The organism is Psychroflexus halocasei (assembly GCF_900107595.1).
In the GTDB taxonomy this organism is placed as follows: domain Bacteria; phylum Bacteroidota; class Bacteroidia; order Flavobacteriales; family Flavobacteriaceae; genus Psychroflexus; species Psychroflexus halocasei.
On the sequence record NZ_FNQF01000003.1, the window covers coordinates 174,396 to 196,408 of the forward strand.

General features: G+C 34.2%; 21 protein-coding genes. 12 read left to right on the forward strand and 9 right to left on the reverse strand.

Going from position 1 to position 22,013, the window contains the following annotated elements; all coding sequences use genetic code 11:
* The gene (locus tag BLV84_RS04950) at positions 1-1,035 is read left to right on the forward strand and encodes an endonuclease/exonuclease/phosphatase family protein (protein ID WP_093240712.1); all 1,035 of its coding nucleotides are present in this window, start codon (positions 1-3) and stop codon (positions 1,033-1,035) included.
* 5 nt (positions 1,036-1,040) lie between these two features.
* Here BLV84_RS04950 and BLV84_RS04955 read toward each other — a convergent pair whose 3' ends face one another.
* From BLV84_RS04955 to BLV84_RS04980, 6 genes are read right to left on the reverse strand one after another with little or no spacing between them, the layout of a single operon-like run.
* The gene (locus BLV84_RS04955; RefSeq protein ID WP_317041006.1) at positions 1,041-1,679 is read right to left on the reverse strand and encodes a WbqC family protein; all 639 of its coding nucleotides are present in this window, start codon (positions 1,677-1,679) and stop codon (positions 1,041-1,043) included.
* A gap of 8 nt (positions 1,680-1,687) precedes the next feature.
* Entirely contained in the window at positions 1,688-3,262 is a 1,575-nt protein-coding gene (gene lepB / locus BLV84_RS04960) for a signal peptidase I (protein WP_093240719.1), read from the reverse strand.
* Between the two features lie 6 nt (positions 3,263-3,268).
* Positions 3,269-3,982, reverse strand: a complete 714-nt coding sequence (dapB, locus tag BLV84_RS04965; protein ID WP_093240722.1) for a 4-hydroxy-tetrahydrodipicolinate reductase — start codon at positions 3,980-3,982, stop codon at positions 3,269-3,271.
* Position 3,983: 1 nt separating this feature from the next.
* The gene (locus BLV84_RS04970; RefSeq protein WP_093240725.1) at positions 3,984-4,565 is read right to left on the reverse strand and encodes a DUF5683 domain-containing protein; all 582 of its coding nucleotides are present in this window, start codon (positions 4,563-4,565) and stop codon (positions 3,984-3,986) included.
* A complete protein-coding gene (locus BLV84_RS04975) occupies positions 4,558-5,457 on the reverse strand; it encodes a ParB/RepB/Spo0J family partition protein (protein ID WP_093240729.1) in 900 nt (299 codons plus the stop codon). Before BLV84_RS04975 ends, BLV84_RS04970 begins: the two co-directional genes overlap by 8 nt.
* A gap of 18 nt (positions 5,458-5,475) precedes the next feature.
* Positions 5,476-6,234: a ParA family protein gene (locus tag BLV84_RS04980; RefSeq protein ID WP_093240734.1), complete on the reverse strand. Its 759-nt coding sequence runs from the start codon at positions 6,232-6,234 to the stop codon at positions 5,476-5,478.
* A gap of 213 nt (positions 6,235-6,447) precedes the next feature.
* On the opposite strand from BLV84_RS04980, the gene BLV84_RS04985 reads away from it, so the two are divergent.
* The 4 genes from BLV84_RS04985 to BLV84_RS05000 are packed head-to-tail and all read left to right on the forward strand — an operon-like array spanning position 6,448 to position 10,660.
* A complete protein-coding gene (locus BLV84_RS04985) occupies positions 6,448-8,811 on the forward strand; it encodes a TonB-dependent receptor (protein ID WP_093240737.1) in 2,364 nt (787 codons plus the stop codon).
* Position 8,812: 1 nt separating this feature from the next.
* Positions 8,813-9,637, forward strand: a complete 825-nt coding sequence (locus BLV84_RS04990) for a DUF4249 domain-containing protein (RefSeq protein WP_093240741.1) — start codon at positions 8,813-8,815, stop codon at positions 9,635-9,637.
* Entirely contained in the window at positions 9,634-10,449 is an 816-nt protein-coding gene (murQ, locus tag BLV84_RS04995; RefSeq protein ID WP_093240745.1) for an N-acetylmuramic acid 6-phosphate etherase, read from the forward strand. Before BLV84_RS04990 ends, murQ begins: the two co-directional genes overlap by 4 nt.
* Positions 10,436-10,660, forward strand: a complete 225-nt coding sequence (locus BLV84_RS05000) for a DUF6095 family protein (RefSeq protein WP_093240750.1) — start codon at positions 10,436-10,438, stop codon at positions 10,658-10,660. The genes murQ and BLV84_RS05000 overlap by 14 nt, the downstream gene beginning before the upstream one ends.
* On the opposite strand, the gene BLV84_RS05005 is transcribed toward BLV84_RS05000, so the two are convergent.
* Together BLV84_RS05005 and BLV84_RS05010 are read right to left on the reverse strand one after the other, a co-directional pair.
* Complete coding sequence (locus tag BLV84_RS05005) at positions 10,644-11,969, reverse strand: MFS transporter (protein ID WP_234953096.1); 1,326 nt, start codon at positions 11,967-11,969, stop codon at positions 10,644-10,646. The two genes, BLV84_RS05000 and BLV84_RS05005, sit on opposite strands and share 17 nt — an antisense overlap.
* 4 nt (positions 11,970-11,973) lie before the next feature.
* Positions 11,974-12,789 (reverse strand): M48 family metallopeptidase, encoded by an 816-nt coding sequence (locus BLV84_RS05010; RefSeq protein WP_093240758.1) that lies wholly within the window; start codon positions 12,787-12,789, stop codon positions 11,974-11,976.
* An 80-nt stretch (positions 12,790-12,869) separates the two neighbouring features.
* Between BLV84_RS05010 and msrB (BLV84_RS05015) the strand changes: the two genes are divergently transcribed.
* From msrB (BLV84_RS05015) to BLV84_RS05045, 7 genes are all read left to right on the forward strand, one after another.
* Positions 12,870-13,367: a peptide-methionine (R)-S-oxide reductase MsrB gene (msrB, locus tag BLV84_RS05015; RefSeq protein ID WP_093241125.1), complete on the forward strand. Its 498-nt coding sequence runs from the start codon at positions 12,870-12,872 to the stop codon at positions 13,365-13,367.
* A complete protein-coding gene (gene msrB / locus BLV84_RS05020; RefSeq protein ID WP_093240762.1) occupies positions 13,367-13,741 on the forward strand; it encodes a peptide-methionine (R)-S-oxide reductase MsrB in 375 nt (124 codons plus the stop codon). The genes msrB (BLV84_RS05015) and msrB (BLV84_RS05020) overlap by 1 nt, the downstream gene beginning before the upstream one ends.
* A 2-nt stretch (positions 13,742-13,743) precedes the next feature.
* Positions 13,744-14,283, forward strand: coding sequence for a hypothetical protein (locus BLV84_RS05025; protein ID WP_093240766.1), 540 nt, complete (start codon positions 13,744-13,746; stop codon positions 14,281-14,283).
* Positions 14,284-14,395: 112 nt separating this feature from the next.
* Positions 14,396-15,787 carry a dihydrolipoyl dehydrogenase gene (lpdA, locus tag BLV84_RS05030; RefSeq protein WP_093240769.1) on the forward strand — a complete coding sequence of 464 codons (1,392 nt, stop codon included), beginning with the start codon at positions 14,396-14,398 and terminating at the stop codon, positions 15,785-15,787.
* A gap of 56 nt (positions 15,788-15,843) precedes the next feature.
* Positions 15,844-16,626, forward strand: coding sequence for a TrmH family RNA methyltransferase (locus BLV84_RS05035; RefSeq protein WP_093241128.1), 783 nt, complete (start codon positions 15,844-15,846; stop codon positions 16,624-16,626).
* Between the two features lie 33 nt (positions 16,627-16,659).
* Positions 16,660-18,366 (forward strand): M23 family metallopeptidase, encoded by a 1,707-nt coding sequence (locus BLV84_RS05040; protein ID WP_093240773.1) that lies wholly within the window; start codon positions 16,660-16,662, stop codon positions 18,364-18,366.
* A 9-nt stretch (positions 18,367-18,375) separates the two neighbouring features.
* The gene (locus tag BLV84_RS05045; protein WP_093240776.1) at positions 18,376-20,838 is read left to right on the forward strand and encodes a TonB-dependent receptor; all 2,463 of its coding nucleotides are present in this window, start codon (positions 18,376-18,378) and stop codon (positions 20,836-20,838) included.
* Here the strand turns inward: BLV84_RS05045 and BLV84_RS05050 are convergent.
* On the reverse strand, positions 20,835-21,971 hold the full coding sequence (locus BLV84_RS05050; protein WP_093240780.1) for a cysteine desulfurase family protein: 1,137 nt from the start codon (positions 21,969-21,971) through the stop codon (positions 20,835-20,837). The two genes, BLV84_RS05045 and BLV84_RS05050, sit on opposite strands and share 4 nt — an antisense overlap.
* Positions 21,972-22,013: the final 42 nt, after the last annotated feature.

Sequence of the window (22,013 nt, forward strand, 5' to 3'; positions counted from 1 at the left end):
ATGAAAAAATCTGGGTTAAGCATATTTGAAAGATTGATTTACATCATCAATATTCTATTCGCAATTTTATTGATATGTGCCTATGTTTTACCATTTATTCCTCCGAAATTTTCTTCAACACTTTCTATTCTCAATCTAGGACTCCCTCTTCTAATCATTATCAATTTAATATTTATTGTTTTCTGGCTTGTTAAGCTGAAAAAGCACATGATTCTTTCAATTATTGCTATTCTTTGCGGCTTTCTTTACTTCGATTCTATTTATAAATTTGGATCAAACACCTTAATGGATGAAGAAGGAAGTTTAGACATTATGAGTTATAATGTCCGCTTATTTGATAAATATAACTGGACGGGTGAGAAGGAGATCACTTCAAAAATTAAAAAATTTATTGAATTAAAAAATCCTGATATCGTCACTTATCAGGATTACTATATCAGTGATACGACAAAATTAGAAGGTTACGAATACAATTATATTGTTCCTTCTAAGAAGAAAGGAAAACATGGACTTGCTATTTTTAGCAAAAAAGAAATCATCAATCGGAAAAATCTAAGATTCGAAAACACAAGTAATAACGGCATTTATGTTGATATTCTTTACGACAAAGATACCATCAGGCTTTTTGGAATTCATCTTGAATCTTTAAAAATTGATCCTGATGTACGCGAATTACAAAGTGAAGATCAAAAGAAATTGATTTCAAGAATTGGAAAATCATTTGTTAAACAGCAATCTCAAGCTGAAATAATAGCTGATGAAATTGCTAATTCTCCGCATCCTGTTATTATTTCTGCAGATCTCAACAATTCGCCGGTATCATATGTATCAAAATCAATTATGAGCGACAAGCTACAGGATAACTTCAGTAAAGCCGGCAATGGCTTTGGACGCACTTTTGTTTTTGATTTTATCCCTATTCGCATCGATGTTATTTTCTCCGATTTACAATTTAAAGTGATTGACTTCCACACTTACGATGTCAAGTATTCTGACCACTACCCGATTCAATCTAAGATTAAATTAAAAGATTAAAATATTTATTGTCCTGCAGCAACTTCTGATAAGTAACTTTGCGCTGAAGGTCCTAAATTAAAAAGTAAGTCTAAAATAGTAAGGTTTTCAATATGTCCGTATTTATCTTGAAAGACTTGATTATACTTTTTAAGTTTATAAAAAGGCTTTCTTTTAGAAACTGCAAAACGTCTTTCATCAATAATTTGATCATTCCCTTCATAAGACCTGATAAACTCATCAGTCATTTTGAAATCGATTGATAGACCTAAAGCGTCAAGAACGGTTTCTGTACATTTCACATTAAAGTCATAAAGATAATCTGCTGACTTTTCGTATAAACCTATAAAATCGTCTTCATAAAATTCAAAAAAAGGCGAGGTTCTATAAGCTGTTTCTATTGATCGCCAATGTAATTGCTGCCACTTAAAATCGTTTTCAATTTTGACATCTTTGTAATGCTGTCGCTTATGCACATCTTTGCGATGTTTTATCGGAATATTAAGCAATAAGCTTCCATTTGCGCCATAAATATATTGACGTGTTCTATAAGTCTGCTTTTGATAATTATCCAGTTTCTCTAATATAATCTCGTCTTCTTCATGCAAAGACACATATTGATCAATTGGTCCAAAATAACTTGGATGAAAAATTTTACGAGTCATAATCAGTCTTATTTAGATTTTCGACGTTTAGAAAAATAACGGAAACCAAACCAGAGAACTAATACAATTAAGAAATACTGAAAGTAAGAAACGCGTTCTCCTTCACCAGCAACAGTTGTAAAAAGTCTTTCCCAACGAATACGTTCGATTAAACCACTTGAATGATTATCTAAACTCATCCAAATAAAAACTGGTTTACCTACAACGTGATTCATTGGTACGTAACCCCAGTAACGGCTATCTTCACTATTATGGCGATTATCACCCAACATAAAGTAATAATCTTGTTTAAAAGTATAAGAATCAATTGGGCGACCATTCATCAGAACCTGATCATCATTAAGACTTAAGTTTTGCTGAACATTCATCTCTGAACCTTCATAAACTTCGATAATTCTTCTGTAAAGTGAAAATGATTCTTTATTTAAAGCAACTGTTTTTCCTTTTTCAGGAATATAAATCGGTCCAAAATTATCACGATTCCAATCAACTTTCTGGTTGTTAGGAAATATAGAATTAGATTTTTCACCTTTAGGCTTAATGTAAGGTTTTGTCCATTCTACATTTGGATGGCTCTTTAATTTCTTAAGATTTTTTTCAGTAATTGCAGGAATCATATACTGTCTATTCTCTTTATCATACCAAGCCAAACCGTCAGTGATTCCGTAGATTTCAATCAAGCTACGCATATTGAATCCTTGACCCTTACCTTGTACGATATAAGACAACTGAGGTTCAGCTCTTTCAGGAAATTCAAGTGGCTGACTGTTAATCATGACTTGCGCATCAACAATTGAAAGCGAATCTCCAGGAACACCTACTGCACGCTTAACGTAATTAGATTTTTTATCAATAGGTTTATAATAATGCTTCCCTGACCTATCACCAAACATTCTAATGGTATCAACAGGCCAGTTAAAAACGACAATATCATTACGCTCAATATCTTGAAAACCTGGCATCCTCATTTCTGGCAATTGCAAATCTGACCAATATGATTTCACGCCAGTTCCTGGTATTGAATCATGCACCATTGGCAAAGCAATTGGCGTTTGTGGTACACGCGCTCCATAATGAAATTTACTGACGAAAAGAAAATCACCAACCAATAAACTTTTTTCTAATGAAGAAGTCGGTATCGTAAAAGGTTGCATTACATAAGTATGCACTAAAGTGGCTGCAACAATTGCAAAAAGCAATGCGCTAACTGTTTCACCAGCCTTTGTTTTTGCCTTAATGCTTCTGTTCCCGATAAACTTATCAGTGGTTAAATAGTTGATGTAGTAATTATAAAAACCTAAAGTCACAATCGATAAAATTGTATCAACAGTTGAGTTTTTACCAAAACTCCTCGCTGTTTCTACCCAAATAACTGGAAACATAATCAAGTTGATCACAGGAATAAACAACAAGAAAACCCACCACCAAGGTCGGTTAATTATACGCATCAAAACGATGGCATTGTAAACCGGAATTGCAGCTTCCCAAGCTTGGCGACCTGCTCTTTTATAAAGTTTCCATGTTCCTAAAAAGTGAATAACTTGAACAGCAAGAATAAGTATAAGGAGTTGTGTAAATGTCATGATAAATTATTTTATTAAATCGTCTAAAACTTGAGCCATTTGATAAACTCCTGGTTTTTGTTTGCTTAACCATTCCGCAGCCATCACAGCACCAAGTGCAAAACCTTGACGAGATTTTGCCGAATGCTTGATACTCAATTGGTCTATTTCTGAAGAAAAAGTTACACAATGATCGCCAAAAACTTCTCCTTCTCGGTAAGCTTTAATCGGTATATTATTTTGAGAATCATCTGGCGGACAAGCCCAAGATTCATAAGATGTTTCTTTGATAACTTGTTCTGCTAAACTAATTGCAGTTCCGCTTGGCGCATCTTTTTTATGAATATGATGCGTTTCTTCAAGTTCAGGCTGATAGTTTTCAACTGAACTCATCAACTTTGAAAAATATTTATTAAGCTTAAAAAACAAATTAACGCCAACACTAAAGTTTGATGCATAAAGGAAATGTCCTGACTTTTCTTTACAGAGTTCAACGACTTTATCATAGTCATCAAGCCAACCTGTCGTTCCTGAAATCACAGGAACTTGTACTGAAATAGCTAAACTGATATTTTCAAAAGCAGCACTGGGTTCACTAAAGTCAATAGCAATATCAGCTTTCTTTAATTCTTCTTGATTAGGTTTTATATTGGTTTTCAAAACTATTGAATGGCCGCGTTTTTCAGCGATTTTCTCAATATTTTGTCCCATTTTTCCGTAGCCTAAAATTGCTATGTTCATCTTAGTCTAATTTTATGTTCAAGCTTAAACCATAATCAGGTTTTCCGCTTAAATAGTTTGGTTCAAACTTGGTTTGAATACTCAAATCCCTTGTGATACTAAATTGATTAAGATGCGCATCAACATTGGCATCAACAATATTTAAAATATAAAAACCTATGATAAAAAGAAGTGAATATTCTCTATTTTTTCTGAATTGTTTTTGAGCGTCAATTAAGTTTTGCTTGGTTAACAAACCATTGAACTCATCATCCTCAAAACCAGCAAGCCTTCTTTTGTAAGCATCTCGGTATCTGTTGTACTCTTTATCGTTATGAATGTAGAAATACGCGCTCGTCCCGATTGCGCCGTAAACGATAGGAACTTTCCAATAACTTCCATTATAAACTTGACCTAATCCTGGAATAACTGCTGAATAGAAAGCTGCCTTTGCTGGTGCTAGTGCATCAAAAGGATCGGCACGAAAAGACTTTTCTTCAACCTTTAATTTTTCTTCAGTTTTGTTGATTTTTAAATCGCTTTCTTTCTCTTGAGCGTAAGAAAGACTGCCAAAAAGCAAAATGAGATATAAAAATCTACGCATCTTTTGAATCTTGTAAAAGTTTTGAAATACGATTAAAATCTTCTTCTGATGAAAAAGGCAAGATAATTTTACCGTTTCCTTTTTTACTCAACTTCACCTCTACTTTAGCACCAAAATGCTCAGATATTGACTTGACAACTTTTTGCTTTTGCTCATCGATTTTAGGCTGACGTGATTTTGGTTTTGGTCCTTCATTTAAAGATTTAACCAACTTTTCTGTTTCGCGAACTGAAAGTTTGTTTTTTAATATTTGCTCATAAATGTCAATCTGTTTTTCAACATCTTGAATATTAATTAATGCACGACCATGTCCCATACTCAGAAAACCGTCTCGCATGCCTGTTTGAACAATCGGATCTAATTTTAAGAGTCGTAAGTAGTTCGCGATTGTCGATCTATTTTTACCGATGCGTTCACTGAGTTGCTCTTGCGTTAAATCAATTTCGTCAATTAATCTTTGGTAAGACAAAGCAATTTCAATCGGATCTAAATCTTGTCTTTGTATATTTTCGACCAGAGCCATCTCCAACGACTCTTGATCATTTGCAATGCGGATGTAAGCCGGAATTGTTTCTAAACCAACTATCTTAGAAGCTCTATAACGACGCTCACCCGAAACAAGCTGATATTGATTTCGATTTACTTTACGCACCGTAATCGGTTGTATAACACCAAGTTCCTTGATTGATGTTGCTAAATCATCAAGTGCGCTTTCGTTAAAACTTGTTCTTGGCTGAAAAGGATTAACTTCAATACTGCTTAACTCAAGTTCAACAATATTACCAACAACTTTATCGGCATTTTTATCTTCAGCTGAATTTATTTCGTTATCGGGATCATTCAGTAATGCTGAGAGACCGCGTCCTAATGCTTTTTTCTTTGTCTTAGCCATAATTACTATTTTCTTCTTCTAAGCATTGATTATTTCTTCTGCTAAACTTAAATAATTATTTGCACCTTTACTGGCTGCATCATATTTAATAATGCTTTCACCATAACTTGGCGCTTCACTTAATCGCACATTTCGCTGAATAATGGTGTCAAAAACCATATCACTAAAGTGTTTCTTCACTTCCTCAACAACTTGATTTGACAAACGTAAACGCGAATCGTACATGGTTAAAAGCAAACCTTCAATCAATAAATCTTTATGGTGAACTTTCTGTACACTTTTAATTGTATTTAAAAGCTTACCCAAACCTTCCAAAGCAAAATACTCGCATTGAATCGGAATAATTACGCTATCAGCAGCAGCTAAAGCATTTAAAGTTAATAAACCTAATGATGGTGCACAATCGATTAAAATATAATCGTAATTTTCTTTGGCACCAGCGATAGCTTGCTTCAACATCAATTCACGATTATCTTGATCAACAAGTTCTAATTCAATCGCAACCAAGTCAATATGAGCTGGTACAATATCTAAATTAGGTGAATCCGTTTTAATAATGGCGTTTTCTAATTTCTCAGTGTGTTCAAGAATTTGATAGGTACCGATCTCAACAGATTCGATATCGATCCCGAGGCCAGATGATGCATTCGCTTGCGGGTCAGCATCAATCAACAAAACTTTCTTTTCGAGTACACCCAAAGAAGCCGCTAAATTAACAGCTGTTGTCGTTTTGCCAACACCTCCTTTTTGATTTGCAATTGCAATTATTTTTCCCATCTACGTAACTGTCGATTTTAAGTTTGTAAAAATACAATTAATTCAAGCATATAAAAACCAAAGTTATTAACAGTTTTTTGAACAGTAAATTGCTTTCATAACTCTGTATTAATCTTAAAAAAAGAATGTATTTAACAAGATTAAAAATTTTCCAAATTAATCTAAATTAATCCTTTAAAATAGAAATGTAGTTATATTTGCTAAAAAACCAAATTGAATATTAAATCACCCTTCTTTTTTATAATATTTAGCATTTTTCAAATTGCTTATTCTCAAGAAAAGTTTGAAATCTCAGGGCAAATTCTTTCTGACAAAAACGAAGCAATCCCTGGTGCAAACATCACCATTGGCGATTCAGGAACCACCTCAGATTTTGAAGGCTATTTCAGAATTAAAATCTCAAAAGGTGAATACACTTTTAAAGTCAGTTATCTCGGTTTTAAAACTTATACACATAACATAAGAATTGATCAAAACAAAAATTTCAAAATTCAGTTATCTGAAACTGAAGAAGTCCTGGAAGAAGTTCTCATTACTCAAGATGTTGAAGCGCTAAATACAAAAAGTGCACAGATGAGTGTTAACACTTTAAAGGCTGAAAGCATTAAAAAAATTCCAGCTGTTTTTGGTGAGGTTCATGTCATTCGCTCTTTGCTCCAATTACCAGGTGTATCAAATGGTGGCGAAGGGACTTCAGGCTTCAATGTCCGTGGCGGAAACAGCGACCAAAACTTAATTCTGGTTGATGATGTTGTCCTTTTCAACGCCTCTCACCTCTTCGGTTTTTTCTCAGTTTTTAATGCAAATTCTATTGATTATCTCAAATTATACAAAGCTGGGATTCCTGCCAACTTTGGTGGTCGCGTATCATCAGTTTTGGATATCAAGCAAAAAAAAGGTTCTCAAAAAGACTTTAAAGGTTCGGCAAGTATTGGTGTTATTTCAAGCCAACTTTTGCTTGAAGGTCCTATTAGAAAAGGCAAGTCTTCATTCTTATTTGCAGGTCGAGGAACTTATGCACATTTATTTTTAAAACTAACCGACAATAAAAACTCAGCTTATTTTTATGACTTAAACGGAAAGTATTCAACAAAATTAAACCCTAACAACAAACTGAATTTTTCAGTTTACCACGGTAATGATTATGTAACAATCAATGATAGCTTCTCAAATACTTATGGCAGCACATTTGCTAATTTGAATTGGAACCATCGTTTCAACCCTAACATCTCAGCAGATATTAATTTTTCATATTCTCTTTATGGTTATTTAATAGATTTAGATTTAGTTGGGTTTGAATTTAAAAACGACATCAGTAATCTTAACTTAAATGCAAAATTCAATCATCGTATCTCTAATGATTTTAAACTGAATTATGGCGTCAGCTCAATCAAATACAATATTAATCCTGGTAACATTAAACCAACAAGAACAGATTCAGGAATTAACCCTAATAAAATAGCTGATAAAAATGCTTACGAGCACGCTGTCTTTTTGAGTGCTGAACATCAATTGTCCGAAAATTTAAAAGCTGAATATGGCATAAGACTGAATACATTTTGGCGTATGGGTGAGAAAGAATTTAAGCGCTACGCTAACGACAACCCAATTCTTTATGATGCTGAAAAAGGTATTTATGAGAAAGCTAATCCTTCTGAAGTTGTTGATATTTCAAAAAGCCATATTCAAAAAGAATTTTACAACTTAGAACCTCGCGCCTCTTTAGCTTATAGCTTTAACGATAATACTTCAATAAAAGCAAGCTTTAATCGCTTAACACAAAACTTGCACTTGCTTTCTAACACCTCATCTCCAACGCCTTTTGATGTTTGGACGCCAAGCGGAACTTACGTTAAGCCTCAAAAACTGAATCAATATTCTTTCGGATATTTTAAAAATTTTGAAAACAGAAAATATAGTTTAGAATCTGAAGTTTTCTTTAAAACTGTCAAGAACAGAATTGATTATGTTGATGGTGCTAACCTTATTGCAAATGATGCCATTGAGCAAGTCATTTTAAACGGTGAAAGTCGCGCTTACGGTTTAGAATTTCTTTTAAGAAAAAACAAAGGGCAATTAACAGGTTGGATTGCTTATACGCTTTCAAAATCTGAACAAAAAACGCCAGGCAGAACACCTGCTGAAAGTGGCATTAATAATGGTGAATGGTATTTATCAAATTATGATAAAACACATGATATTTCAGTAGTCGCAAGTTATGAAATGAACAAAAAATGGACATTCAACTCAAGTTTTAATTTACAAACTGGTCGTCCTGTGAGCTTTCCTGTCGGACAGTTTGAATATCAAGATTTAAATATTCCTGTCTATGAAGGTCGAAATCTAAACAGATTGCCTGCTTATCATCGTTTAGACATTTCTGCAACATTAACACCTGAAAAAGATCTTTCAAAGAATTGGACGTCTTCATGGACGTTTGGCATTTACAATTTATATAATCGTAAAAATGCTGCTTCTTTAAATTTCGAACAAAACGAAACTACAGGTTTAAATGAAGCCAACAGGTTTTCAATTTTCGGCATCGTTCCTTCTGTGAGTTATCAAATCAATTTTTAAAATGACAAATACAATTTCTAAATATATCGGTTTAATATTTATCAGTTTATTTTTCACAAGCTGTATTGATACTGTTGATGTTGATCTTGCAACTGCAAAACCTCGGCTTGTCATTGATGCTGCCATTAAATGGCAAAAAGGAACTGACGGAAGTGAACAACAAATAAAAATTTCAAGAACACGAGGTTTTTATGAAAATGCTGCTGTACCTGTCACCGATGCTCTGGTTGAAATTACCGATGAAAACAATCAGATTTTTACATTTACAGATGCAGACGAAGACGGTATTTATATCACAGACAATTTTCAACCTCAACTAGAAAATGAATATACTCTTTCAGTAAATGTTGATAACAGAAGCTTCAAAGCGACAGAAAAACTGAAGTCAGTTTCATCTATTGATTCCATCCAACAAATTAAGGATGGTGGTTTCACTGGAGAAGATATTGAAGTGAAAGTTTATTATAAAGATCCTGCCAATATTGAAAATTTTTATTTGTACACTTTTGATGTTGACTATCTGGCCTTTCCAACTTTTTCTATTTTTGATGATGAGTTTAACGATGGAAACACAATTTTTGCTTATTACACAGAAGAAGATCTTGAGATTGGCGATACACTTAAAATAAGAGCTCACGGAATTTCTGATACATATTATAACTATTTGGAAGTTCTGCTTGACCAAGCCGGTGCTGCTGGTGGTCCTTTTCAAACACAGCCAGCAACTGTTAGAGGAAACATTGTTGATCAAGACAATCCAGAAGACTATATTTTTGGCTATTTTAGCCTTTCAGAAACCGATCATCTGAATTACGAAATTAAATGAGCGATTTTATAAAAATTACCGAACAAAATTCCCTTTACAATGACATTGAAAAAATGTCAACAACAGAAATGTTAACCAACATTAATAATGAAGATCAAAAAGTAGCCTTAGCCGTTCAGAAGCAAATCCCAATCATCTCAAAACTTGTTGATGTCATCAGCGAAAAACTTGAAAAAGGTGGTCGCTTATTTTATATCGGCGCTGGGACAAGTGGAAGATTAGGCATTTTAGACGCCAGTGAATGTCCACCAACTTTTGGTGTTGATTCTAATATGGTCATCGGACTTATTGCTGGTGGTGATGAGGCAATCCGTATAGCTGTTGAAAATGCAGAAGATGATAAAAAACAAGCCATTAAAGATCTTGAAGATTATAAAATTGATCAGCTCGATGTTGTCATCGGCATCGCTGCATCAGGCACAACGCCCTATGTCATCGGCGGTTTAGAAGATTGCCAAAATAAAGAAATTGTAACAGCTTGCATCACTTGTAACAAAAATTCACCGGTAAGTCAATTTTCAGATTTTTCTATTGAAGTGATTGTTGGTCCTGAATTTATTACAGGAAGTTCACGCATGAAAGCAGGTACAGCTCAGAAAATGGTTTTAAATATGATCAGCACTTCTGTGATGATCAAACTCGGTCGAGTGAAAAACAATAAAATGGTTGATATGCAACTTTCCAACCAAAAATTGATTGAACGCGGGTCAAAAATGATTTCAGAAGCCTTAAATTTGGACTTATCAACATCAGAAGAATTACTCAGAAAACACGGCAGTGTTCGAAAAGCAATTGACAATGAGGCACACTAATAAAGACAAACTGTTTAAAGGCATAAAATTTTTAGCAGGCGCATTGCCCCTATTTTTTTTAGGCCCAACAATTATGTACAGCGCTTTTAGCAATCAAGACAAACCACTTTATTGGCCTGTCTTAATTTTTTCATTTCTTGTTTGTGCTGGCGCTATGTTTTTGATGTTTAGAGGTATTAAAACAATTATGTCATCTATGTTTGATGATTAATTTTCTGACGAGGAACCCTTAAAAGAAGTAGTATTCCTGCAATAAAGAAAATTGCTAAATAGATAATTGAATATCTTAAACTGCTTGTCAATTGTGCTGAAACACCATAAAAAATCATTCCTATCACAATGCCGACCTTTTCAGAAACATCGTAAAAACTAAAGTAAGAAGTTGTATCAACTGCATTATCTGGTAAAAACTTGGAATAAGTTGATCGTGATAAAGACTGAATTCCTCCCATTACTAAACCTACAAAAAAAGCAGCGACGTAAAACTCTACTGGTGTTTCCATAAAAAAGGCATAAATACAAATCCCAACCCAAATGATATTTAAAGCGATTAAAACTTTAATATTTCCTATTTTTCCTGCTAAACGTGAAGCTAAAAATGCACCTAGAATCGCCACTAGTTGAATCAATAAAATGCTCACAATCAAACCTTGTGTCGCTTCACCTTCAGCCCAATCAATTTCTTCAACACCAAAATATGTTGCGATTAACATGATGGTTTGCACAGCCATACTATAAACAAAATAAGCAACCAAATAACGTTCAAGAGCAACTGATTCTCTTACTTTTTTAAAAATTAATTTTAACTCTTTAAAACCGTGAAAAAATAAGCGAGACGTCATTTTTCCTTTTGCTTCAGGTTTTGGCAAATGATAAAATGTATATTGACTGAAGGTTATCCACCAAACTCCCGTTAAAACAAAAGACAATCTTGTCGGCATATTTTCAGATTCAAAACCAAAAAACTCGTAGCCTAAAATCATACTCAAACAGACAAGAAGTAAAATTACACTTCCTATGTAACCTAAAGAGAAACCTTTTGCACTGACTTTATCTTGTTGATTTTTAAAAGCAATATCTGGCAAATATGAGTTGTAAAAAACAATACTTCCCCAAAACCCAATTAGGCCTAAAAGATAACACAACAGGCCAAACCAAAGGTTTTCTAAATCAAACCAATACAAGCCTATACAAGCTGCTGCGCCAACATAGCAGAATAGCTTCATGAAAAACTTCTTACTGCCACTATAATCTGCAATTCCACTTAAAAGAGGACTTAAAACTGAAATGATCAAAAAAGCAAAAGCCGTGATATAGCCAATCAGAGCATTATTGTTAAAAGAATAACCAAGAAATTCAACTTGATCATTAATGACTTCTCCATCACTATTTTTGACCAAAGTTAAAGCACCATAAAAAATTGGAAAAATAGCTGACGAAATGACAAGGCTATAAACAGAATTAGCCCAGTCGTAAAACGCCCAGGCATTTAATAATTTGGGATGACCTTTTTGTAACAAAATCTTATTTAAAAGATGTTACACCAAACTGTCTAGCAGTCTGTTTTGCTTCCTCTGCCCATTTAGTCAAATTGTTAATTCTTGTTTCATTCGAAGGGTGAGTGCTCAAAAATTCTGGTTGTCCACCACCTCCACTTGCTTCAGACATGCGTATCCATAAATTAGGTGCTTCAGCGGGATCGTAACCAGCCATCGCCATGAGTGTTAAACCAATTTTATCAGCTTCAGTTTCATGTTTACGGCTAAATGGTAACATCACTAAAACTTGACTTCCCATTCCGTAAGCAACATTAAAAACTTCTTGTTTCTCAGCATCTTCACCACTAAGCGCGGCTGCACCAACAGCACCAACAGTTTCTTGTAATGTTCCTGCACTCATACGTTGTTGACCGTGATTAGCTAAAGCGTGGGCAACCTCGTGTCCCATAATTGTTGCAATCCCAGTTTCAGATTCGGCGACAGGCAATATTCCAGAGTAAAATGCAACTTTTCCGCCTGGCATTGCCCACGCATTAATTTGTTCGCTTTCGATAAGATTATATTCCCATTGATAATTGTCTGTATAATTTTTATATCCATTTGCATCAAGCCATTTTTCAGCTGCAAGCGTTATTTTACGGCCAACTTCTTTAATCATTTTAGATTCTTTTGTTCCATTAACGACTTTACTTTCTTTTAATACTTGATCGTATTGTTGAAATGCCATTGGCAAGATTTCATTATTAGGGACAAGTGCTAAAGTTTTTTTACCTGTAAATGGATTCTCGGCACAATTTGTGAACAATAGAGCGAGAACAGAGACAATGATTAATTTTTTCATGGTTGTTGTTTATGTTTAAGTCAAATTTAGATATTTTTTAAAAATAGAAACAAATGATAAGCCTTAACTTTATGCTAAAAATGAAATATTTACTTTTAACATTATTGACAATCGGACTTTATTCATGTGATTCCAAAGCACAAAATGATAGTAATAAATCAGAAGCTTCAGAGTTTGAAATTACAAAATCAGAAGCTGAATGGAAAAAAGAACTAACTCCCGCAGAATATCAGGTTTTAAGAAAGTCTGCAACTGAGCCTAGAAACTCAAGTCCTCTCAATCAAATTGATGAATCAGGAACTTTTGTTTGTGCTGCATGTAAAAATCCCATTTACAAAGCAAAGCATAAATATGACAGAGGTTCAGGCTGGCCGAGTTTCGACAGACCTGTCGAAGGCAATATTAAATTAAAAACTGATCGGAAGCTAGGCTACCAAAGACAAGAAGTAATTTGTGCAAAATGCGGAAGTCACCTTGGGCACGTTTTTAATGATGGTCCAAAAGAAACAACAGGTAAGCGCCATTGTATCAATGGAGTTGCAATGAAATTTATAACTGATCAAGAAAATTCAAAATAATGGAAGAAAAAAATTGGAAAGAAAAACTGACGAAAGAGGAATATCGCGTTTTAAGAGAGCAAGGCACTGAACCGCCTTTCTCTGGAAAATATAATACACATTTTGATGATGGAAAGTATCATTGCAAAGCATGTGATGCTGTTTTATTTAATAGCAATTCAAAATTTGAAAGCAATTGTGGTTGGCCAAGTTTTGATAGTTCAGTTGATGGCGCTATCGAATACAAGAAAGATACATCACTAGGAATGATGAGAATCGAAATTTTATGTAGTAATTGCGGTGGACATATCGGTCATATTTTTGATGATGGCCCAACCTCAACTGGTAAACGTTATTGTGTTAACTCTGTCAGTTTAAATTTTAAAAATCAATAATTATGAAAAAAATATTTGTACTTTTTACTATTGCCTTTGCGTTTATCGCATGTGAAGGAGATCGTGGACCAGTTGGTCCTCCAGGACCTCCAGGAAGTGGTGGCGATTCTGAAATTGGTCATGTTTATGACATTGAAGTGAATTTTAATCCTCAAAACAATTATAGCGCTGTTTCAGAGTTTCCATTATCTGTGGAGGTTTTCGAAACAGATGTTGTCTTAGTTTATTTATTAGAAAGCCAAATCAGCGACCCTACTGGTCCTGTAGATGTATGGTCACCATTGCCACAAACTTTTTATTTAGACTTTGGCGATCAAGTTTCTTACAACTTTAATCATACTTTTTTTGATGTCAACATTTTTCTTGATGGTAATGTTAATTTAGATGCCTTAGGCCCTGAATTTACAAATAATCAAATTTTTAGAGTTGTCATCCTACCAGCAACTGAAGCTAATAGTTTGAGGACTGACACTTATCAAAACTTAAAAGAAGATATGGTGCAACAAGATAAATCTCTTGAAGAACACCAATTAGACCTTTAATTATAATAGAACTTTTTTGTTTTTTGAAGATGAACTCATCCTTAAAAAATTCATCTTTTAAAACTTATTACGTAACTTCGTGCACAAATTTTAGATTTTAAAAATTGACAATATGAGTAAATACGATCTGATTGTTTTAGGAAGTGGTCCTGGAGGATATGTAACAGCGATTCGCGCTTCCCAACTGGGGTTAAAAACCGCAGTCATAGAAAAAGAAAACCTTGGTGGTGTGTGTCTAAATTGGGGATGTATTCCAACAAAAGCACTTCTAAAAAGCGCTCAAGTATTTGAATATTTGAATCATGCTAGCGACTACGGACTAAAAGTTGGAAAAGCTGATAAAGATTTTGGCGCTGTCGTGAAAAGAAGCCGTGATGTTGCATCAGGAATGAGCAAAGGTGTTCAATTTTTAATGAAGAAAAATAACATTGATGTTATTGACGGTTACGGAAAAGTCAAAAAAGGCAAAAAAGTAGAAGTCACCGATTCTAAAGATAAAAAGAAAACTTACGAGGCAGATCATATTGTTATTGCAACTGGAGCTAAATCTAGAGAATTACCAAACTTACCTCAAGATGGTAAAAAAGTGATTGGTTATCGTGAAGCGATGACACTTGAGAAACAACCTGAATCTATGATTGTTGTAGGCTCTGGCGCAATTGGTAGCGAGTTTGCTAGTTTTTATAATGATATGGGAACAAAAGTGACAATTGTTGAGTTTCAACCAAACTTAGTTCCTGTTGAAGATGAAGATGTTTCAAAGCAATTCCAGAAAATCTATAAGAAAAAAGGCATCAAAGTGATGACGAATTCTTCTGTTGAAAAACTAGATACTTCTGGTAAAAAAGTTAAAGCAACTGTCAAAACGAAAAAAGGCGAAGAAGTTCTTGAAGCTGACATCGTTTTATCTGCAGTTGGTATCAAAACAAATATCGAAAATATCGGTCTTGAAGATGTTGGTATCAAAACAGAGAAAGACAAAGTTGTTGTTAACGATTACTACCAAACAAATGTTCCTGGCTACTATGCCATTGGTGACATTACACACGGTCCTGCCCTAGCTCACGTTGCTTCTGCTGAAGGTATCCTTTGTGTTGAAAAAATTGCTGGTCAAAAAGTTGAACCAATTGATTATGGTAATATTCCTGGATGTACTTATGCAAGCCCGGAAATTGCAAGTGTTGGTATGACAGAGAAGCAAGCTAAAGAAGCTGGTTATGAATTGAAAATTGGTAAATTTCCATTCTCGGCATCTGGTAAAGCTAGTGCTGCTGGAACAAAAGATGGTTTTGTCAAAGTTATATTTGATGCAAAATATGGTGAATGGTTAGGCTGTCATATGATTGGCGCTGGTGTAACTGACATGATTGCTGAAGCTGTTTTGGGTCGTAAACTTGAAACAACTGGGCACGAAGTCCTGAAAACAATTCACCCACACCCAACGATGAGTGAAGCTGTCATGGAAGCTGTTGCAGCTGCTTATGATGAAGTTATTCATATTTAATAAATTTCTTTTTTATATTTTTGAAAGCTCCTGCCAAAACAGGAGCTTTTTTATTTATGCAACACATCGAAAGTTTACAAAATCAAAAAATCAAAACACTTGTTCAACTTCAGAAAAAAAGTAAAACAAGACAAGAGTTAAATTGCTTTGTCATTGAAGGCAAAAGAGAAATTGAACTTGCTAAAAATGCAAATTACAATTTCAAGCAAGTCTTTATATGCGAAAACATTTTTGATCAAGAAATTGATTTCCCTAAAGCTGAAATATTTAGTATTTCTGAAAAAATCTATCAAAAAATTGCTTATAGAGGATCAACTGAAGGTATTATCGCTGTCGTTGAACCTAAATCAAATCAACTTGATCAGTTAAAATTCGAACATCAAAACCCTTTGATTTTAGTCGCTGAGGCTCCTGAAAAACCTGGCAATATCGGCGCACTTTTGCGCACTGCAGATGCAGCAAACTGTGATGCAGTAATCATTGCAAACCCAACAACAGATTTATATAATCCAAATATCATTCGTTCAAGTGTTGGCACTTTATTCACCAATCAAATTGCTGTTGGGCAGACTTCAGAAATTATTGAGTTTTTGAACAAAAATGAAATCTCAATTTATTCAGCAACACTTCAGAATTCTAATTCATATTTAAAAGCTGATTATAACAAAGCAACTGCCTTTGTCGTTGGTACTGAAGCAGAGGGATTAACACAAGAATGGCGAAATAAGTCAACTCAAAATATCATTATTCCGATGCAAGGTCAGATTGACTCGATGAATGTTTCCGTTTCTGCTGCCATCCTAATTTTCGAGGCAGTGAGACAACGACAAATCAAATAAATTTTATATTTTTAAAGTCTAACGCATCCATCTATGAAAAAAGTTTTTTTGGGCATACTATTTTTATGTCTTCATCAAATGGCTATGAGTCAAACTGAGAGTGAAGTTCCTCAGAATTACTTTCATAAGCCACTTGATATACCCATCCTCTTATCTGGAACTTTCGGCGAATTGCGCTCGAATCACTTTCATTCTGGGATGGATATAAAAACACAAGGCAGAACTGAAATCCCTATTAAAGCCTCAGCAGAAGGCTATGTCAGCAGAATTAAAATTCAAAGATATGGCTATGGAAAAGCATTATATATCACACATCCTAATGGTTATCAAACCGTTTACGCACATCTAAACCATTTTGCTCCAGATATTGAAGCATACGTCAAAAAAGCGCAATACAAAAAAGAGTCATACACGATCGAACTGTTTCCTGCTAAAGACAAAATAAAAGTTGATCAAGGGGAACTTATTGCTTACAGCGGAAACTCAGGTTCTAGCGGTGGTCCGCATTTACATTTTGAAATTCGAGACCCTAATTCAAGACCTATGAATCCCTTTTTATTTGGTTTTGAAGATATAGAAGACACAAAAGCACCGACAATAAGAGGTCTTTACGCTTATCCTCTCACCAAAAAATCTATTATCGATGGAAGCCGAAGTCGTAAAAAAATTAAACTTTCTAAAATAGGAGAAGATAGTTATAAAGCTGAAGCGCTTGATGCTTTTGGTGATATTGGTTTTGGGTTTGATGCTTATGATCAGTTTGATTTAGCCTATAATAAGAATGGTTTGTACTCAGCTGAAGCATATGAAAATGGTAAAAAGATTTTTGAAACTAAATTTGATAGATTTTCATTTGCAGAGACAAGATACATCAACCGAATGATTGATTATACTTTTTTAAAAGAGTATAAAAAAAGAATTCAAAAGCTGTTTCTTCAGCCTAATTTAAATCTTGATTTAGCTCAGAAAAATGATCATGACGGTATTTTAAGAATGGATCAAGATAGCACAAGCATCACTTATAGAATTGATTTAAAAGATTATATGGGAAACACCAAAACAATCCAAATTCCTATAGAAACCAAAAGGCCATCAGAGCTCCCTGAAATTGAAGAAAAACGAACCCCTTATTTTGCACAATCAAAATATGCATCAGCTTTTGATAATAATCAAATTGATATTTATATTCCAAAAAATGCACTTTACGAAGACACCTATCTCGATATTCAGTTTGGCTTTAATGAAATTAAAGTTCATGAGTATACGACGCCACTTCATAAAAGCATGTCAATAGGTTTTGATGTCAGCGAATTTTCAGAAGAAGATAAATCAAAATTATATATTGCAAAAATATTTCCTTGGGGAAGTTATTATTATTCAAATACAAAGAAGAAGAAAAATCGTTTTGTTACTTACACCAAAGATTTCGGAACCTATGGTTTAAAATTTGATAATGAAAAGCCGACAATAAAACCAATCAATTTCCGAGACGGAAAATGGATGTCGAACTACAGATATTTAAAACTCAAAATTGATGATGCTGAAACAGGTATTGATGCCTTTCGGGCAACAGTTAATGGCAAATTCATCTTGATGGAATATGATTATAAAACCAAAATACTCACTCACGATTTTAATGACAATGTTGTGACAGATACACGTAATAAACTTAAGGTTGTTGTGACTGATAAAGTAGGAAATACACGTATATTTGAAGCAAATTTTAATCGAAAAAAATAAGAAAACCTCTTGAAATCACTTTACTTTAGTCTTATATTCTGTTGTTTTTACAGCTTATTATTTGCTCAAAAAGCAGAAATTAAAGGTCTCGTTTTTGACGAAAACCAACTTACAATACCTTCAGCTAACATTTCTTTTGGAAATGAAGGTACAAGCACAAATCAAAATGGTTTTTATGAGCTTGAAGTTCCAGCCAATCAAAAAATCACAATACGAGTCTCACATGTTGGTTTTAAACCCATTCAACTTAAAATTACTTTAGAAGCTGGCGAATCAAGAGAGCTCAACTTTGTCTTAAAAACTGATATTGAGCAAATAGGTGAAGTTGTGATTACTCAAGAAGGTCGCTCACGTGTAGAAGGCGTCACTGTTTTAAAACCTGAAACTGTCAGGCGTATTCCTGGAGCAAATCCTGGTGTTGAAAATATTTTAAAATCTCTACCTGGCGTTAATTCCAATAACGAATTAAGTACACAATATGCCGTACGTGGCGGAAATTACGATGAAAATTTAGTTTACGTCAATGGCATTGAAGTTTATAGACCATTTTTAGTTAGAAGTGGACAACAAGAAGGCTTGAGCTTTGTAAATACCGATTTAGTCAGGAATGTTAATTTTTCGGCTGGTGGTTTTCAAGCGAAATATGGAGATAAACTATCTTCTGTTCTTGATATTGAATACAGAAGACCCGTTGATTTTGGTGGAAGTTTTGAAGCGAGCTTATTAGGTGGAAGTGCTTCTGTTGAAGGTGTTTCTAAAAACAAAAAACTGACAGGGATTTTAGGGTTACGATATCGAGACAATAGCCTTTTTGTCAATGCTAAACAAACAGATGCTGACTTTGAACCTAGATTTGTCGATGCACAAACCTATTTAACTTACCAATTTAATAAAAAGTTTGAATTGAGTTTTTTAGGAAATATTGCCATCAACACTTATGATTATAAACCTTATTCAAAACAAACAAATTTTGGGACACTACAAGATCCTAAAGCTTTAATCATAGGTTATCAAGGGGAAGAGCAAGACAAATATGAAACTTATTTCGGTGCTTTATCTGCTTCATACAAAGTTAATGACAACTATTCTGCAAAGCTTACCTCATCAATTTATCACACAAAAGAACAAGAATATTACGATATTATTGCGAATTATAGACTTGGCGCTGTGAACTCAGGCTTTGGCGATAATGATTTTGGTGATGTTGAATTTACAGAAGGTGCTGGCGCACAATATACGCACGCGAGAAACAAACTCGATGCATTAATTATTAACTTCAATCATCAAGGAAAAATTAAAGTTGAAGATCATCTCATTGAATATGGCGCAGCTTATAAGCATGAAGATATAAGAGATCGATTACAAGAATATGAAATGATCGATTCAGCTGGTTTTTTCATCAGACCTTTAGATCCAAACTTTGCAAATAATGAACCTTATAATCCTTACGAGGAAGACATTGTTCCTTATTTCGATATTCGTGCAAAAAACAATACACAAATCGATCGCATATCAGCTTATGCGCAATGGAGTTACCAAAAAAACTTTGACAAAGCTAAAATGTGGTTTAATGCTGGTGTTAGAAGCCAAGTATGGTCAGTAAAGGGTGATCAAATCAATAGTAAAACCCAACATATTATCAGCCCAAGAGCTCAGGTAAGTTTAAAACCAAATTGGAATAAAGATATGGTTTTTAGATTATCTGGCGGTTTGTACCATCAACCTCCTTTTTATCGTGCTTTAAGAGACTCAACCGGGCGAGTTTTACCAGAAGTTAAGGCTCAAGAATCCGTACACATTGTTGCTGGAAATGATTTCAGTTTTAAAATGTGGGACAGACCTTTTAAACTTGTGTCTGAAGCTTATTATAAAAAAATGACGGACGTGAATCCGTACACTGTTGAAAACGTCAGAATCAGATATAGAGCTAGAAACGATGTTGAAGCTTATGCCTACGGATTGGATTTAAGATTGAATGGTGAGTTTGTTCCTGGGACAGAAAGCTGGTTTAGTTTTGGCTATCTTAAAACAGAAGAAAAGCAAAACGGTAAAAGTGAATATATTGCACGGCCGATGGATCAACGTCTAAAGTTTGCTGCTCTTTTTCAGGATTACGTCCCAAATATTCCTAAGCTTAAACTCTATTTGAATTTGGTTTATAACACAGGTTTACCAGGCGGTTCGCCTAAATTTGCTGATCCTTATAACTACCAAACACGATTGCCAGATTATCAACGCGTAGATGTCGGGTTTTTCTTTGCTTTGAAAGAACCTGAAGAAAATTTAAACAAAGCAAAATGGTTGAATGTTTTTGAGAAAGTTGATATTGGTTTTGAAATCTTCAATATGTTCGACAGACTGAACTCCATCACTAACACATTTGTAAGAGATGCAAGTTCTAAAAATCAATACGCGGTCCCAAATTACTTGAGCCCGCGTGTCTTTAATGTCAAACTTTCAACGCGTTTTTAGTCTAAAATTTGTTTTAATGTTTTAACAAAATAAGCAACTTCTTCTTTTGTGTTATTGATTGAGAAAGAAACACGAAGGCCGTGCTGATTTTCTCCGTAAATTTCATTTAAAACGAAAGAACCTATCTGACTTCCACTTTGGCAAGCACTTCCTTTTGAGCAAGAAATGCCATGCATATCGAGTTGTAAAATCAACATATCCGATTGGAAATTTGGATGTGGTAAAGTAAAATTGACAACCTTGTGTGAGCTTTTTTCAAAATCACCAGACAAACCATTAATTCTAACTTTCGGGAAAGTTTCTTTCAAAAGATCAATGCAATATGTTTTTAGCATTTTGACATGTGCATGTTCTTTATCCATGTTCTCATAAGCCAAAGTCAGTGCTTTTTCCATTCCGCCAACACCAAAAGTATTTTCAGTACCAGCACGACGACCTCTTTCTTGAGAACCACCATAAATTAGAGGTTTGATCTTTGGTTGATTTTTGATTACAGCAAAACCTATTCCTTTTGGTCCATAAAATTTATGTGCGCTTGCTGTAATAAAATCAACAGCAACATCGGTAAAATCAACTGGATAAAAACCTAAACTTTGGACAGTATCGCTATGAAATAGTGCTTTGTATTTTTGACATAATTCGCCAACATATTTAATATCTGTAATATGACCTAGTTCATTATTGATATGCATTAAAGACACCAATGTTTTTTCATCAGATTCAGCTAATAATTGCTCAAGGTGTGTGTAATCAATTAAACCTACTTTGGTCAAGCTGACGTAATCAAGTTTAACTCCACTTTTTTCTGAAATAAATTCAGATGAGTTAATCACTGCATGATGTTCAATTTTTGAAGTAATAATTCTTTTAACGCCTAAATCTTTGACAGCGCCAAGAATAATGATGTTATCAGCTTCAGTTCCGCCAGAAGTAAAAATGATTTCACTTGACTTAACACCAAGATGTTTGGCAATTTTCTTTCGGCTCAACTCCATCATCGCTTTAGCTTTTCGACCAACAGAATGAATTGAAGATGGATTACCAAAATTATCTTGCATTAATTCAACCATATAATTAATGACATCTTCACGCATTGGTGTTGTTGCTGCATTATCAAAATATACCTTCTTCATTTGGATACTCATTTTGTGCAAAAATACTTTAAAATATAGAGA